The following is a 15560-nucleotide window of genomic DNA, read 5'->3' as shown; positions in this document are numbered from 1 at the left end:
ATAATAGCTGTCAAAGCTGAATTAAGGAAGTGACTGAATAATGGAACCAGAAAAATTGCGTGCTCGGATTAACGAATTAGCTCAGAAAGCAAAAGATGGCGGACTGACTGAGGACGAACAAGCCGAACAAAAAAAGCTCCGCGAGGAATTCCTTGCAAACTTCCGGAAATCATTCCGTTCACAAGTTGAGATGATGCAGGTCTTCGATAAGAATGGTAATGAAGTGACACCGGAAAAGGTTCGCCAAGTTCAACGTGATAAAGGCTTGCGTGACGATTAATTAACGTTAATGAAGATTTTTTCGGTTAAAGGGTTTTCATCCGCCGATTAGTTGTGTAGTATAATAAGATGTATTTTATTTAAACGTAAAGGAGGGGTATTTGATGTCAACAGGGTTGTGGATCTTACTTATTATCGTAGCGGCAGTGGCTGGCGTTGTCGGCGGCTTTTTCTTTGCACGCCGTTACATGCAAAACTACCTTAAGAATAATCCTCCAATTACTGAAGAGATGTTACGGACAATGATGTTGCAAATGGGGCAAAAGCCTTCTGAAAAGAAGCTTAAGCAAATGCTTGCCACCATGCAAAGTCAGGCACGTAAAGGTTAATTCATGTAATTAAAGTAACGGATAGGATTATTCCTATCCGTTTTTTTGTCGTTTCATTTGAATTGAGAGAGGTTGGTGAGTTATGGCAATTTTTAGAAAGTTGGCCTGGTATTTTAAAACGGAACGGCGGCGCTATTTACGGGGTGTTCTTGGGTTATTGATCACGGCGCTCCTTGGCGTTATTCCACCCCGGATCCTCGGGGATTTAGTTGATTTGATGGGGAAACGCCAATTGACAGGGTCCCGGTTAGCACTGGACCTTAGCCTCATGGTTGCTGTGGCGTTAGGTGCTTATGCCGCCCGCTTTTTATGGCGAACGTCGATTTGGGGCGGTGCGGCAAACCTTGAACGAACGCTGCGGGAACGGTTGTACTGGCACTTTATGCAGATGGACGCGAGCTTTTATCAGCGTTACCGGACCGGTGATTTAATGGCCCATGCAACAAACGACCTTTCTGCCATTCAGCGAGTGGCTGGTGGGGGGATCTTGCAGTTTGCAGATTCCGTCATCACAGGGGGAACAACGTTAATTGCCATGCTGGTGCTTGTTAATTGGCGGCTAACGATTCTTGCGGTGTTACCACTACCATTGATCGCAGTTGTTGCCCGGTATTTGGGAACAAAGATTCACGTGGCCTTTGGTGAATCACAGGCCGCGTTTTCTCGGCTTAACAATAAGGCCCAGGAAAGTATCGAGGGAATCAAGGTCATTAAAACACTTGGTCAGGAGCAACAAGACGAAGCAGACTTTGAAACTCAAGTGAAGCAGACGATCGCCATTAATCGGCGGACCAACAGGCTAGACGCACTTTTTGATCCATTAGTCACAATTATTATTGGACTTTCCTACGTTGCGACAATCATTTTAGGCGGTCGGTATGTGACAACTGGCGTAATCTCGCTGGGGCAACTGGTGACGTTTATCGCCTACATTAGTATGTTGATCTGGCCAATGTTTGCCATTGGTCAGTTATTTAACACGATGGAGCGGGGGAATGCGTCGTACGACCGGGTTAATACATTGCTGCATGAGCAGTCCAGCATCGTCGAAAAGACGGCGGGGTTATCTGCGCCCGCACACGGCGAATTAACGTTTAATATTGAGGCCTTTCATTATCCTGATGAAACGGGCAACCAATTGACTGACGTTCACTTCACGTTGCCCGCGGGTCAAACGCTTGGCTTAGTGGGCCGTGTGGGGGCGGGGAAGTCATCCGTTATGCGGCTATTACTCCGTCAGTTTGATGCATACACCGGTGAAATTACGATCGGTGGTCATGACATCCGCGACTATACATTGGATGCCTATGTCGGTGTTTTGGGCTATGTGCCTCAAGATAGTTTCTTGTTTTCGTCAACGATTCGCGAAAACATCGCGTTTGCTAAACCACAGGCGACCCAGGCAGAAATTGACGCAGCGGCGCACATTGCCGCGTTTGACGTGGAGATTGCAACCATGCCGAATGGTTATGATACAGAAGTTGGTGAGGGCGGTGTGTCTCTATCGGGTGGGCAAAAGCAGCGGTTAGCCATTGCACGGGCCCTGTTAGTTGACCCAGAAGTGCTAATTTTGGACGACGCGTTATCTGCGGTTGATGCGAAAACGGAAGCGCAAATTTTAGAGCGGTTACGAGCTGCCCGAAACGGAAAAACGACGATTATCGCAACCCACCGTTTGAGCGCGGTCGTGAACGCTGACCAGATTCTTGTGTTAGCCGATGGACACGTTGCCGAGCGTGGCGATCACGCAACGTTAGTGAAAGCGCACGGTTGGTACGAACGCATGTATGAACAACAACAGTTAGCGGATGCGATTGGAGGTGGCAATGCTTAATGGCAGAAAATAAACAATCAGCGTGGCATAAAAGCATGACCATGAAAGAGCAACGAACGGTGATCAAACGGTTATTGCCATATGCAGCACCATATAAGTGGTCCTTCATTTGGGCAATCGTCTTTGCGTTTATGGTTAGCCTTGTGAACGTGGCATTACCAAAATTGATGCAGACTTACATGAATCATTATTTACGGGTGAACAACGCCGGTCTCCGGGTGGTCTTGTTCTTTGCAGGCTTTTATTTCTTAGGCACGTTAATCAAAGCATTATTTCAATTTTCACAAGAATTTTTGTACGCAATGGGCGGCGAGTACATGCTGGAAAATGTGCGGGTGAAGCTTTTCCGAAAGCTACATTCACTGGGCATGAGTTACTTCGATCGGGTGCCAGCGGGTTCGATTTTATCGCGCCTCACAAATGACACGATGTCCTTTCAAACCTTTTGGTCCTTATTTTCGGCAGCAATTATTGCGCTGTTTTCTGTGGTGACGTCACTATACGCGATGTTTACCACAAATGTGACCGTGGCGTTTGCCGTGCTGGCCTTTCTTCCGGTGCTGTTGTTTGTGATTTGGTACTATCAGCACTTCAGTAGCCGGGTTTACCGGGCCATGCGTGAGCGTTTGAGTGAGCTCAACGCAACACTGGCGGAGTCAATCAGTGGAATTAGCGTCATTCAGGATTTTCGTCAGGAACGCCGGATGAACGCTGCGTTTGACGAAACTAACGAAGCTTATTACGGGACGCGTAAAGCGATGATTCGGATTAACTCATTACTGTTGAGTCCCGTCATTCAGTTGCTGTTCGCATTGAGTGAAGTGGCCGTTTTGTGGTTGTTTGGAATCAATGCGATGGATCACTTCGTTTTGGCGGGGACGATTTATGCGTTTGTGCTGTATTTGGATAATTTATATAATCCGATGTCCACGATGATGGACTCACTGTCTGATTTTCAGGATGGAATCGTTGCGGGTTCCCGGATTTTGACCGTGATGGATGATCAAACACTTGCACCACAGCAACATCCGGTGGCTGGCGCGAAGATCACCCGCGGTGAAATTGAATTCCGGCACGTGAACTTTAGTTATGACGGCGTTCATGATGTGCTGCACGATGTGTCATTTACGGTTAAACCAGGGCAAACGGTGGCCTTAGTTGGTCATACCGGCTCGGGGAAATCATCGACCATCAATGTCTTAATGCGTTTCTATGAATTTGGTTCAGGACAGATTTTGATCGATGGCCGCGACATTCGGGAGTACGACATGGCGGAATTGCGGCGGCAGTTTGGGTTAGTGTTGCAGGATTCATTCATGTTTTACGGCGACATTGCCTCAAACATTCGGATGTTTGATGACAAAATCAGTGATGACCAGGTGGTCGCAGCGGCGCGTTTCGTTTCGGCGGATCAGTTTATCGACCGGCTTCCCGGGAAGTATCATGCAAAGGTGATCGAACACGGGACCAGTTATTCCGGTGGTCAACGTCAATTGATCTCATTTGCCCGGACGGTGGCACATGATCCAAAGGTCCTGATTTTGGATGAGGCAACAGCGGACATTGATACGGAGACAGAGGCGTTGATTCAGGACGGTTTGAAGAAACTACAGGCCGGCCGGACAACCATTGCCATTGCACACCGGTTGTCGACCATTCGGGAGGCAGACCAGATTTTAGTATTGGATGCAGGCCGAATCGTTGAACGCGGGACGCATGCTGAACTCTTGGCGCAGGGTGGCCGGTATTACGATATGTATCAGTTACAAACGGCGAGCGATGCGGAGCACCGTGATGCGTTGCTAGACCAGGAAACGGAATCAATTGATGTTAACCGTGACTAAAAAGTCGCCACTCAGCTAATTTGCTGAATGGCGACTTTTTGTGATTGACAATTATTGCAATCGGTCTAAGCGTAATGGTCGATGATTGCTTTTAACGTTTGGGCCGCCCCTTTTTTACCAGTGCCCTTTTAGTAATAGGCGGTGAACCGTGGGTCGGTAACATACATGGCTGCCAGGCCCTTGTGTGCTTCGGGAGAGTACTGACCATCTGGCCAGGTCATCGTCAAAAAAGCCTTGTGCAGGTCGAAAATGGCCTTTGCGGCAGGCTGGTCAAAATCATGTGTCCCAACTAATGGTTGAAGTGCTGTAAGAATTTCCTGAGTTAACTGTTGTAAATGAGTTGATTCTTCTTCAGAGAGGGCATTGAATTTTTGATTGCTCCGGTTAATTACGTCGGTTCCGTATTGTTTGCGAATCTCTTTGCCGTATTGGTCTTCGTTATCACTGATTGCCTTTGTTTTAAACGCTGCGAATTTTTCTGTATCGGTCATGATTGACACGCCTTTCATGGTTGCGAGTGTTTGGTTTAGCGAGGTAAGTAGATTAGTTAACCGAGCCTGTTCAGCAATAATTTTTATGCGTTGCTCATTTAAAGCCTGATATTGGTCTGCTTCGGATGATTGTAAAATGATTTTGATTTTGCTTAACGGCAAGTCAAATAATCTTAAAAACATGATTTTTTGTAGTTGGTTAACTGCGTTTTCGTCATAATAACGATAATTATTTTCCGGATGTCGTTGTGCCGTTAGCAGACCCTTTGTTTCGTAAAAACGCAAGGTTCTTGTTGAAATACCGGCTAAGTTTGCTAGTTCCGTTACTGAATAGGTCATCGATAGTATCTCCTCACTTACAAGATAAATAATAAACGTTGACGTAGCGTTAAGGTCAAGTGGTTAGAAAAAAAGCTGCTACTGATTATGCTTGTTTGCACGATCAGTAACAGCGGGGGTGAAAGTCATTAAATTTTACCGATGCGAATGATCATCAGTTGCTTTATCTTGCAATTGTTCAAGATTGTCAGCGTCTTTTGCCGCGGTTTCTTTTTCCGTTGCCTGTTTAGTTTGGTACGCGTCATACATTTTTTGGTTTGGATCAACGTAGTGGAAGTTAGGGTCAATTTCTTTATCCAGGGCGTCAAATGCGGCTTGTAACTGCTGGTCGATTTGTTGTTGACCAGCAGCGTCCGTTTTGAATTTTCGGTCGATCATGATGGGGTCACCAAAACTAACGGTGACCCGTTTACGTGACAGGAGGCTCCGGAAGGTTAGCGGGCCCTGGTACACAGTGGGAACCAAAGGCACACCAGCTAATTTGGCAATGACCACGGCGCCACCCTTTAATTCGCTGGAGTGGCGGGTGCCAGACGGAAAGATGATGGTTGACAATTCACCTTGCTTTAGAAGTTTCACGGGGGTCTTGATGGCCGATGGGCCGGGGTTGTCCCGGTCGACCGGGTAGGCATTCGCATGGTTTAGAACAAAGCGGATGAACCAGTTATCAAACAGCTCTTTTTTTGCCATGAATGAAAACTTTCGGGGTGCGCCGGCCAGGGCGTAATAGATTGGATCAAACCACGTCCGGTGGGGCCCAACTAAAATGTAAGTGCCCGCTGGCAACCGATCTTTGTGTAAAAAGCGGGCGCGGCCGTTAACAATCCATAAAATCACCCGAGCAACAACACGAATAAATGAATAGAACACAGGCATTCCTCCAATAAGCCAGTCGTTTCCGGTAAAATGGTCATAAGTCATTCAGAATAACTTGCAATTCCCGAAACCGACCCTAATAATCTGTTAAGAGTATGAATAACTGTGACGTGTAATGCAAGTCAATCATGGTATCGAAAGGAAATAAAGATGGGAGAACCACATTTAGCAGCTGATGAACGAATTGATCAGTTGTACGGGGCCAACATTCAAATTATCCAGAGTCAAAGTGTTTTTGCCTTTTCACTGGATGCAGTTTTACTGGCAGATTTTGCCCAACCCGACCGAACACGACGCGGACTGACGGTTGATCTTTGTGCCGGTAATGGTGCTGTTGGGCTCTTCTTTAGCCCCAAGACAAAGGGCCAAATTCAGTTGGTGGAATTACAACCACGGTTAGCAGAAATGGCTGGACGGTCAATTGAGTTGAATAACTTAGAAGACCGGATGAGTGTACTAAATCTTGATCTAGCACAGGCGCCCACGGTGATCAAACCGGACAGTGTCAGCGTCGTGACGTGTAACCCACCGTACTTTAAGGATGCACCAACCTCACAAAAAAATCCAAATGAACACTATGCCATTGCCCGGCATGAATTAACGACCACTCTTGAGCAGGTGATCAAAACTACATCAACACTGTTGAAGATGACTGGGCATGCGTACTTTGTGTTTCGCCCAGACCGGTTTTTAGAAATGATGGCGCTCCTAGAAAAACACCGGTTAGCCCCCAAGAAAATCCAGTTCGTTTATCCGAAAGCAGGGCGGGATGCAAACATGTTCTTGGTGGATGCCATTAAGGACGGTCGTCCTGGTGGGTTAAAAATTTTACCACCGGTGGTCGTGGCGGATGATCAGGGAAACTACATCGGCCGAGTGCATGATTTGCTCTACGGTCCAACAAAGCCGGTGTCATGATGGCAAGCAAACCGTATTATTTTTACGTAATTCTCTGCGCTGACCACACCCTTTACGGCGGCTTCACGGATGACGTGGGCCGCCGGTTTGCCACCCACCAAGCGGGCAAGGGGGCAAAGTACACCAAGCCAGCGTTTCGCCACCCACTGACACTTTTATATGCTGAGGCGTTTGCCGATAAGTCAAGTGCATTGAAGGCGGAATATGCGTTTAAACATCAGTCACGGGTCAAAAAGGTGGCCTATTTATCTGCCCATGGGGTTCAACCATTTGAATAACCGGGTGTGATGCAGGGAAAAGGCTTGTCAGACCCGTGATTATTTGATATAATTTTTTTCGGTTTAAAAAAACCAATTCACACCTCGTTTGATAGCAATGTCGGTGCTCAGGGATGAGTGGCATGGTTATGTGAGAACGGGGGCGGAAAAAACACTTTTATTTGGAGGATTTAACACATGGCTGTTATTTCTATGAAGCAATTGCTTGAAGCCGGTGTCCACTTCGGTCACCAAACTCGTCGCTGGAACCCAAAGATGAAGCCATTCATCTTTACTGAACGGAACGGCATCTACATCATCGACCTGCAAAAGACGGTTAAGATGGCTGACGTTGCCTACAACTTCGTTAAGGACGAATCTGCTAAGGGTGCTAACATTTTATTTGTTGGGACGAAGAAGCAAGCGCAAGACTCAATCGAAGAAGAAGCAACTCGTGCCGGTATGTACTACGTTAACCACCGTTGGCTTGGTGGAACGTTGACTAACTGGAACACCATCCAAACGCGGATCAAGCGTTTGAAGGACTTAAAGAAGATGGCTGAAGACGGTACATTTGACCGTTTGCCTAAGAAGGAAGTTGCTTTGTTGACGAAGCAACGTGAAAAGCTTGAAAAGTTCTTAGGTGGGATCGAAGACATGCCTGGGATTCCTGATGTTATGTTCATCGTTGACCCTCGTAAGGAACAAATCGCTGTTCAAGAAGCACACAAGTTGAACATTCCGATTGTTGCCATGGTTGACACGAACTCAGACCCAGACGACATCGATTACATCATCCCATCAAACGATGACGCAATCCGTGCCATTCGCCTGATCTCTTCTAAGATGGCTGACGCTATCATCGAAGGCCGTCAGGGTGAAGACCAAGCTGACCAAGCTGGGGATTCAATGGAAGACATCGTTGAAGCCGTTGAAGGCGACAACGCAAACAACTAAGCATTAAAACCTTAGGCTGGCTATCAGTGAAGACCGTTGTGGCCTGAGATTGATAGTCAGCTTTTTTCTCAATTTTTGAACGATAAATAAGAGGAGGCCATCTCAAATGGCAATTACAGCAGCTCAAGTTAAGAATTTACGTGAAAAAACTGGTGTCGGAATCATGGACGCCAAGAAAGCCCTCGTTGCCACTGATGGTGACGAAGCAAAGGCATTGGACTTCCTGCGTGAAAAGGGAATTGCCAAGGCTGAAAAGAAGAGTGACCGGATTGCTGCTGAAGGGTTAACGGAAGTTTCAATTCACGGAAACAGCGCTGCCATCGTTGAATTGAACTCAGAAACTGACTTCGTGGCTTCAAACGACACGTTCAAAGACGTTTTGGCCACTGTTTCTGCACAAATCGCATTGGAAAAGCCTGCCGATGTTGAAGCTGCTTTGAAGTTGAAGGCAAACGAAACAACGACGTTAAACGATGCCATTATTTCAGCAACGCAAGTGACTGGTGAAAAGATCAGCCTGCGTCGTTTTGAAGTGGTTGAAAAGACTGATGACCAAACCTTTGGCTCATACCTGCACATGGGTGGTTCAATTGCATCATTGATCGTTCTGGATGGTGGCGATGCTGAAACAGCTAAGGACGTTGCGATGCACGTTGCTGCCATCAACCCTGAATACGTTGACCGTACGGAAGTGCCTGCTGACCGTTTGGCTCACGAAAAAGAAGTTCTTGCAAACGAAGATGACCTGGCCGGCAAGCCAGAAAACATCAAGGAACGCATGATCGAAGGCCGTTTGAACAAGTGGTTATCAAACATTTCATTAAATGACCAACCATTCGTTAAGGATGGCGATCAGACCGTTGCGCAATACGTTGCGTCAAAAAACGCAACCGTTGCTTCTTTCGTTCGTTACCAAGTTGGTGAAGGAATGGAAAAGAAGGCCAATGACTTTGTTGACGAAGTTATGGGTCAAATCAAGTAGTTAAACGAGAAGGGGGCGTACATTGCGTGCGCCTTTTTTGTGAGACGACATTCACTGACATTGTGAACGAGGACAAGGAGGACGTTGGTCTTATGGCTGATGTAAAGTACAAACGGGTAATGCTCAAGCTGAGTGGTGAAGCACTCGCTGGTGAACAAGGCTTTGGAATCTACCCACCAAAGATTAAAACGGTGGCTGAGGAACTGCGTGAAGTGTACGCCCTTGGCGTTCAAATTGCGGTTGTTGTCGGTGGTGGGAACATCTGGCGCGGCGAAGCGGGTTCTGAGATGGGCATGGAACGTGCCCAAGCAGATTACGTTGGCATGTTGGCAACCATCATGAATGCGCTGGCACTTCAGGATAGTTTAGAGAGTCTTGGGGTTCCAACCCGGGTTCAAACGTCCATTGAGATGCGGCAAATTGCTGAACCCTACATTCGCCGCAAGGCAGTTCGACACTTGGAAAAGAACCGGGTTGTGATCTTTGCTGGTGGCACTGGCTCACCATACTTCTCAACGGATACTGCGGCTGCATTACGGGCAACAGAAATCAACGCTGACGCCATTTTGATGGCTAAAAACGGGACGGACGGCATTTACTCTGCCGATCCAAACATCGATCCAACTGCCGAGAAGTTTGAAACATTAACGCACCTGGACATTATCAACAAGGGCTTGCACGTCATGGACACCACGGCGTCATCATTGTCGATGGAAAATGATATTCCACTGGTTGTGTTTGACTTTAACGAACCAGGCAATGTATTACGTGTCGTTCAGGGTGAAAACATCGGAACAACAGTAAAGGGGAACTAACAATGGCTGTTAACGAACCAATTTTAAAGGATGCACAAGAACGGATGGGAAAAGCGGGCGACGCCTTATCCCGTGAATTAGGGAATATTCGTGCCGGTCGTGCGAACGCTGGGTTGTTGTCAAACATCACAGCTGACTACTACGGTGCACCAACACCCATCAACCAAATGGCGTCCATCACAATTCCTGAAGCACGGGTTTTGCTGGTGACACCATTTGATAAGACAAGTTTGGATGCCATCGAACACGCAATTTTAGTGTCCGACTTAGGCATCAACCCCGCTAACGACGGAAATGCCATTCGTTTGGTGATTCCACAGTTGACGGAAGAAACTAGAAAGGACCTGGTCAAACAGGTTCATGCGAAGGCTGAAGAGGGTAAAGTTGCCGTACGGAACGTTCGTCGGGACGCCATGGATGCCTTGAAGAAAGGCCATAAGAACGGCGACTTTACTGATGACCAGTTACATGATCTTGAAGAAGAAGCACAAAAGATCACGAACGCTGCCATCAAGAATGTCGAAGCCATTGCCGCTGATAAAGAAAAAGAATTAATGAACGTCTAATTAACAGTAACTGCTTGTTAATAAGCACCTTCAAAAAATGGTCGATTTCCCACGGGAGGTCGATCATTTTTTAGTAAATGGTGGTCATGCCAACCGGCGAATCATGAGTGAGGGGCGCCATTAGTGACGGGATCATTTACGGGTTGTTGCATCACAGTTGACCGGTCTTCATTTCTCGTTCATAATCTTAAGTAACTGGCAGCAAAATGCGTGAAACCACTGATTTTAATGTAAATGAGCGGTCTTTTTGTTAAACTAGATAAATGTAACTGAAAGGTGGACGTCGTTTTGTTTGGACGAAAAAAAGAACCGGCACAGACAACAACCGGGACGATTGACATGGCACGGGTTCCAAACCACATTGCAATCATCATGGATGGTAATGGTCGGTGGGCACAGGCACGTCACTTACCGCGAATTGCGGGGCACAAAGAGGGCATGAACACCGTTAAGACGGTCACAATGGCAGCTAGCCATTTGGGCGTTAAGGTGTTGACGTTATACGCTTTTTCAACGGAGAACTGGAAGCGGTCCGAAAAAGAGGTTAACTACTTAATGCAACTTCCCATCGACTTCTTCGATACGTTTGTGCCTGAACTAGTGGCTGAAAACGTGCGCGTCAATGTTATGGGGTACACGGATCAGCTCCCGGAAAAGACGCAGGTGGCTGTGCATGATGCCATTGAAAAAACGGCTCATTGTACCGGAATGGTGCTAAACTTTGCGCTAAATTATGGTGGTCAGGCAGAAATTGTGACGGCTGTTCAGCAAATTGCGCAACAGGTGAAAGCGGGTCAGTTAGCGGTGGCGGATATTGATCCCAAAACAATCGATGGTGCCCTCATGACCGCACCACTTGCCCCATACAATAATCCGGAACTGTTGATTCGAACGAGTGGTGAAGAACGCATTAGTAACTTCCTACTATGGCAGATTGCTTACAGTGAATTGGTCTTTACAACTGGTTATTGGCCGGACTTTTCTGGCACTGATCTTGAAGACGCAATCGTGACCTTTCAGCAACGGGATCGTCGTTTTGGCGGCGTTAAGAAATAATTATTAAAAATGGAGTGGGCTAAAGTGGCCGGCTACCAGTAAGGAGTTTGTTATGCGAACGCGTGTCATTACGGCCGTTGTGGCCTTGTTGATTTTTATTCCGGTGATTATTTATGGTGGCTGGTTAATTCAGTTGGCAGCCATTGTGCTCGCCGGTGTCGCCATGGGTGAAGTCCTGGTGATGAAAAAGAAATTGGTGGTTTCGCCAGAAGCCATTATGAGTTTTATTGGGGTGTTGGTGGTTCTCGCACCCTCAGCGTGGTTACGTGACTTACCCATCAGTCGTGACTTTTTGTTTTTCGTTGTGGTCTTAGCGCTACTGCTGCACACAGTGTTTACACGCAACCACTTTTCCTTTGATGATGCCGGGGTCTTGACCCTTGCCATGCTGTACGTTGGGACCGGGTTTTATTACTTTGTTCAAGCACGGCAGGCTGGGTTAACGACCCTGCTTTACATCCTCTTTGTCATCTGGACAACGGATTCTGGTGCGTACATGATCGGCCGGAAACTTGGGCGCCACAAACTAGCACCACAGGTTTCACCAAATAAGACCTGGGAAGGGTCAATTGGTGGAACGGTTGTTGCCGTAATCGTTGGGGCCGTCTGGTGTTACTTCTTCCCACAACAGTACGGGTTGGTCACGATGACGCTTTTAACCATCCTGTTTAGTGTATGTGGTCAACTGGGTGATCTGGTTGAATCCTCCTTGAAACGCTTTTACGGCGTGAAGGACTCTGGTAAGATCTTGCCAGGTCACGGTGGGATTTTGGACCGGTTTGATAGTTTGTTGTTTGTCTTACCTGTGTTGCACCTGGTTGGGTTATTTTAAGCAACAAGGCGCCACAATTGGTAAAATCAGCAGGAACCGTTAGTTATGAATCAATGAAAGGAATGCCAGTCAATGATTAAAACAATTGTTGCATTCATCATTATTTTTGGGATTCTGGTCGTGGTTCACGAGTTTGGCCATTTTTACTTTGCTAAACGGTCTGGAATCTTAGTTCGTGAATTTTCGATCGGGATGGGGCCAAAGATTTTTTGGACCCGGCGAAACGGAACATTATACACTGTTCGTTTACTTCCGTTAGGTGGCTACGTCCGAATGGCGGGGGCCGCGGAAGATGAGGACGACCAGCTTCAACCAGGGACGCCTGTGAGTGTCATGGTTGGCGAGGCGGGCAAAGTTACCCGGATCAACGCAAGTGACAAGACAACGCTTTTTAACGGGATTCCCGTGATCGTAACCCATGCAGACCTTGTTGATGCGTTAGTCATTGACGGGTATGAGAATGGGGACGAAAGTCAGGTGACCCGGTATTCAGTGGATCATGATGCGACCATTATTGAAGCCGATGGCACCGAAGTGTTAATTGCGCCTCGGGACGTTCAATTTCAATCTGCATCATTGTGGAACCGGATTTTAACGAACTTTGCCGGCCCACTGAACAACTTCATTTTGGCTTGGCTTGTGTTCGCCATTATGGGGTTTGCCATGGGTGGTGTTGCTAGTAATGGCAACACGATTTCTGGTGTGGTGAAGAATTCCCCCGCCCAAACGGCTGGCATCAAGCAAGGTGATCAAATCGTTGCCGTGAACGGCCAGAAGACAAAAACGTGGACAGCCTTAACAACTGCCATTGCGGCGGATAAAAAGGGTGACATGAGGTTGGCAGTTCGCCATAATGGGCAAACAAAGCAGGTAACCTTAACACCGAAAACAACCACGACCGGCGGCACTAAGAGTCGGACAGTGGGGATTGAGCGCGGAATGGAAACAGGCTTTATGGCCAAACTGTTTGGCGGCTTCTGGAACACGACCACAATGTTGTTTGCGTCACTCGGTCACTTGTTTACGCACTTTAGCCTAAACGATCTGGGTGGTCCCGTTGCCATTTACGCCAATACAGCGACTGCCACACAGGCGGGATGGACGGGGATCTTGTACTGGTTAGGGTTCTTGTCACTTAACCTTGGGATCGTCAATTTATTGCCAATTCCAGCTCTGGATGGTGGTAAGTTATTATTAAACATCGTTGAAGCAATTCGCCGGAAGCCGATTTCTCAAAAGGCCGAGGGTGTTGTCACGATTATTGGGTTTGGATTTGTGATGTTACTGATGATCTTGGTAACGTGGAACGACATCATGCGATACTTCGTGCACTAATTGACGTTTACAAATGATGGTTATCAAACGGTTCGGTTGAGCCGTTACATATGAGGAGAAATTATTAATGAAGCAGAGTAAAATGTTAATTCCGACGTTAAAAGAAACGCCAAGTGATGCCGAGGCCGTTAGCCACCAGATGATGCTGCGGGCCGGTTACATTCGCCAAGTTGTTGCTGGGGTTTACGCGTACTTACCACTGGCCTACCAAGTGTTAACAAACGTTGAAACGATCATCCGTGAAGAAATGGCAAAGATCGACGCCGTGGAAATGCTGGCACCAGCATTGCTGCCTGCTGATTTATGGAAGCAATCAGGCCGTTACGACACGTACGGTCAAACGATGTATAAATTAAAGGACCGTCATGATCGGGATTTGATCCTTGGACCAACCCATGAAGAAACCTTCACCGGCTTCATTCGTGATGAAGTAAAGTCCTACAAGCGGTTACCACTAGTGATGTACCAAATCCAACAAAAGTATCGTGATGAAGACCGGCCTCGTTATGGCCTGTTGCGTGGTCGTGAATTTTTGATGTTGGACGTTTACTCCTTCCACAGTGACACCGAAAGTTTGGACCGGGTGTTCAAACAGATGGAAGTGGCCTACCGGAACGTCTTTGACCGTTGTGGCTTAGATTACCGTGAGATCCTGGCAGATTCAGGGGCCATGGGTGGAAAGCAGTCACGTGAATTCAACGCCATTGCCGCAGTTGGTGAAGACACCATCGCGTACTCTGACAGCAGCGATTACGCAGCAAACATTGAAACGGCAACCAGTTTGTACGTTCCAAAGAAGTCACACGAAGAATTGCGTGACCTTGAAAAGATTGCCACACCTGGTGAAAAGACGATCGAGGAAATCGCTGACCGGCTTGACCTAGACGCCAACAAGACGCTGAAGACGATGCTCTTTATTGCCGATGGCGAACCACTGGTCGTATTGATTCGCGGTGATCATGAGGTCAACGAAACGAAGCTGAAGAATGCGGTTAACGCTGTTGATTTAGAAATGGCAACCACGGAACAAGCCGAAGATTTCTTGGGCGCAGACTTTGGCTCACTGGGACCAGTTGGTGTAAACGAAGACATCAAGGTTGTCGCTGATCAAGACGTTGCGGACATGGTCAACATGCCGGTTGGGGCCAACGAAAACGGGTTCCATTATCTGAATGCGAATTTGGATCGTGACTTCCGTGTTGACGAATTTGTCGACCTTCGTTTGGTTCAAGAAGGCGATGTTTCTCCAGATGGTGAAGGGGTCTTGAAGTTCAATCGTGGGATTGAAATTGGGCACATCTTTAAATTGGGGACCCGGTATTCAAAGGCGCTGGGTGCCCAAGTCCTTGATGAAAATGGTCGGCAAAAAGACGTCATCATGGGGTCTTACGGGATTGGTGTGAGTCGGTTACTGTCAGCGATTGCTGAACAAAGTGCTGATGAAAACGGTCTTGCCTGGCCAAAGAGCATTGCACCATTTGATGTTCACCTGATTCCGGTCAACACAAAGGACGCTGAACAACAGGCGTTGACGGATGAATTAGAAACAGCGTTAACGGATGCGGGTTACAAGGTTCTGGTCGATGACCGCAAAGAACGGGCCGGCGTGAAGTTTGCTGATTCTGACCTCATTGGGTTACCATTACGGGTGACGGTCGGAAAGAAGGCCGCCGACGGAATCGTTGAAGTTAAACTACGGAAGACAGGCGAAGCGCTTGAAGTCCGGAAGGAAGAACTAACAGAAACAGTTGGGATTTTATTTAAGGGGATTGCTTAGTCTAGTGACAGGGGCAATGCCCTTTGTCGCGCTTTACGTCACTCAAGGTTTTATATGTGGGGAGGCCGCATTT

Annotated in this window: 15 protein-coding genes and 1 pseudogene; 14 read left to right on the top strand and 2 right to left on the bottom strand. The window is 47.4% G+C overall.

Features of this window, described 5'->3' with window-relative positions:
- Positions 1–40 precede the first annotated feature (40 nt).
- The 4 genes from ACRYI5_RS03145 (at position 41) to ACRYI5_RS03130 (ending at position 4286) form a co-directional block, all read left to right on the top strand.
- Entirely contained in the window at positions 41–280 is a 240-nt protein-coding gene (locus tag ACRYI5_RS03145; RefSeq protein WP_407879392.1) for a DUF896 domain-containing protein, read from the top strand.
- A 103-nt stretch (positions 281–383) separates the two neighbouring features.
- Positions 384–608 (top strand): YneF family protein, encoded by a 225-nt coding sequence (locus tag ACRYI5_RS03140; RefSeq protein WP_407879393.1) that lies wholly within the window; start codon positions 384–386, stop codon positions 606–608.
- An 82-nt stretch (positions 609–690) separates the two neighbouring features.
- Positions 691–2442 (top strand): ABC transporter ATP-binding protein, encoded by a 1752-nt coding sequence (locus ACRYI5_RS03135; protein ID WP_448224232.1) that lies wholly within the window; start codon positions 691–693, stop codon positions 2440–2442.
- Positions 2442–4286 (top strand): ABC transporter ATP-binding protein, encoded by a 1845-nt coding sequence (locus tag ACRYI5_RS03130; protein WP_448224231.1) that lies wholly within the window; start codon positions 2442–2444, stop codon positions 4284–4286. Before ACRYI5_RS03135 ends, ACRYI5_RS03130 begins: the two co-directional genes overlap by 1 nt.
- Before the next feature lie 131 nt (positions 4287–4417).
- Here ACRYI5_RS03130 and ACRYI5_RS03125 read toward each other — a convergent pair.
- Both ACRYI5_RS03125 and ACRYI5_RS03120 read right to left on the bottom strand, forming a co-directional pair.
- Positions 4418–5116 (bottom strand): annotated as a pseudogene (locus tag ACRYI5_RS03125) (MerR family transcriptional regulator); the annotation flags it as partial.
- Positions 5117–5251: 135 nt separating this feature from the next.
- A complete protein-coding gene (locus tag ACRYI5_RS03120; protein WP_448224230.1) occupies positions 5252–5986 on the bottom strand; it encodes a lysophospholipid acyltransferase family protein in 735 nt (244 codons plus the stop codon).
- A 156-nt stretch (positions 5987–6142) separates the two neighbouring features.
- Here ACRYI5_RS03120 and ACRYI5_RS03115 point away from each other — a divergent pair, with 156 nt between their 5' ends.
- From ACRYI5_RS03115 to ACRYI5_RS03070, 10 genes are all read left to right on the top strand, one after another.
- Complete coding sequence (locus ACRYI5_RS03115) at positions 6143–6910, top strand: tRNA1(Val) (adenine(37)-N6)-methyltransferase (RefSeq protein ID WP_448224229.1); 768 nt, start codon at positions 6143–6145, stop codon at positions 6908–6910.
- Positions 6910–7188 carry a GIY-YIG nuclease family protein gene (locus ACRYI5_RS03110; RefSeq protein WP_407879484.1) on the top strand — a complete coding sequence of 93 codons (279 nt, stop codon included), beginning with the start codon at positions 6910–6912 and terminating at the stop codon, positions 7186–7188. The genes ACRYI5_RS03115 and ACRYI5_RS03110 overlap by 1 nt, the downstream gene beginning before the upstream one ends.
- A 177-nt stretch (positions 7189–7365) precedes the next feature.
- Complete coding sequence (gene rpsB / locus ACRYI5_RS03105) at positions 7366–8124, top strand: 30S ribosomal protein S2 (RefSeq protein WP_407879400.1); 759 nt, start codon at positions 7366–7368, stop codon at positions 8122–8124.
- A gap of 106 nt (positions 8125–8230) precedes the next feature.
- Entirely contained in the window at positions 8231–9106 is an 876-nt protein-coding gene (gene tsf, locus ACRYI5_RS03100) for a translation elongation factor Ts (protein WP_448224228.1), read from the top strand.
- Positions 9107–9198: 92 nt separating this feature from the next.
- Complete coding sequence (gene pyrH, locus ACRYI5_RS03095) at positions 9199–9921, top strand: UMP kinase (RefSeq protein WP_407879402.1); 723 nt, start codon at positions 9199–9201, stop codon at positions 9919–9921.
- A gap of 2 nt (positions 9922–9923) precedes the next feature.
- Positions 9924–10487 (top strand): ribosome recycling factor, encoded by a 564-nt coding sequence (gene frr / locus ACRYI5_RS03090; protein WP_407879404.1) that lies wholly within the window; start codon positions 9924–9926, stop codon positions 10485–10487.
- A 288-nt stretch (positions 10488–10775) separates the two neighbouring features.
- Positions 10776–11543, top strand: a complete 768-nt coding sequence (locus tag ACRYI5_RS03085) for an isoprenyl transferase (protein WP_448224227.1) — start codon at positions 10776–10778, stop codon at positions 11541–11543.
- A gap of 52 nt (positions 11544–11595) precedes the next feature.
- Positions 11596–12375 carry a phosphatidate cytidylyltransferase gene (locus ACRYI5_RS03080; RefSeq protein ID WP_448224226.1) on the top strand — a complete coding sequence of 260 codons (780 nt, stop codon included), beginning with the start codon at positions 11596–11598 and terminating at the stop codon, positions 12373–12375.
- 72 nt (positions 12376–12447) lie between these two features.
- The gene (rseP, locus tag ACRYI5_RS03075; RefSeq protein ID WP_448224225.1) at positions 12448–13710 is read left to right on the top strand and encodes an RIP metalloprotease RseP; all 1263 of its coding nucleotides are present in this window, start codon (positions 12448–12450) and stop codon (positions 13708–13710) included.
- Between the two features lie 67 nt (positions 13711–13777).
- Entirely contained in the window at positions 13778–15487 is a 1710-nt protein-coding gene (locus ACRYI5_RS03070) for a proline--tRNA ligase (RefSeq protein ID WP_448224224.1), read from the top strand.
- Positions 15488–15560: the final 73 nt, after the last annotated feature.

The organism is Furfurilactobacillus sp. WILCCON 0119 (assembly GCF_053471565.1).
This window is presented reverse-complemented; position numbering and strand designations above follow the sequence as displayed.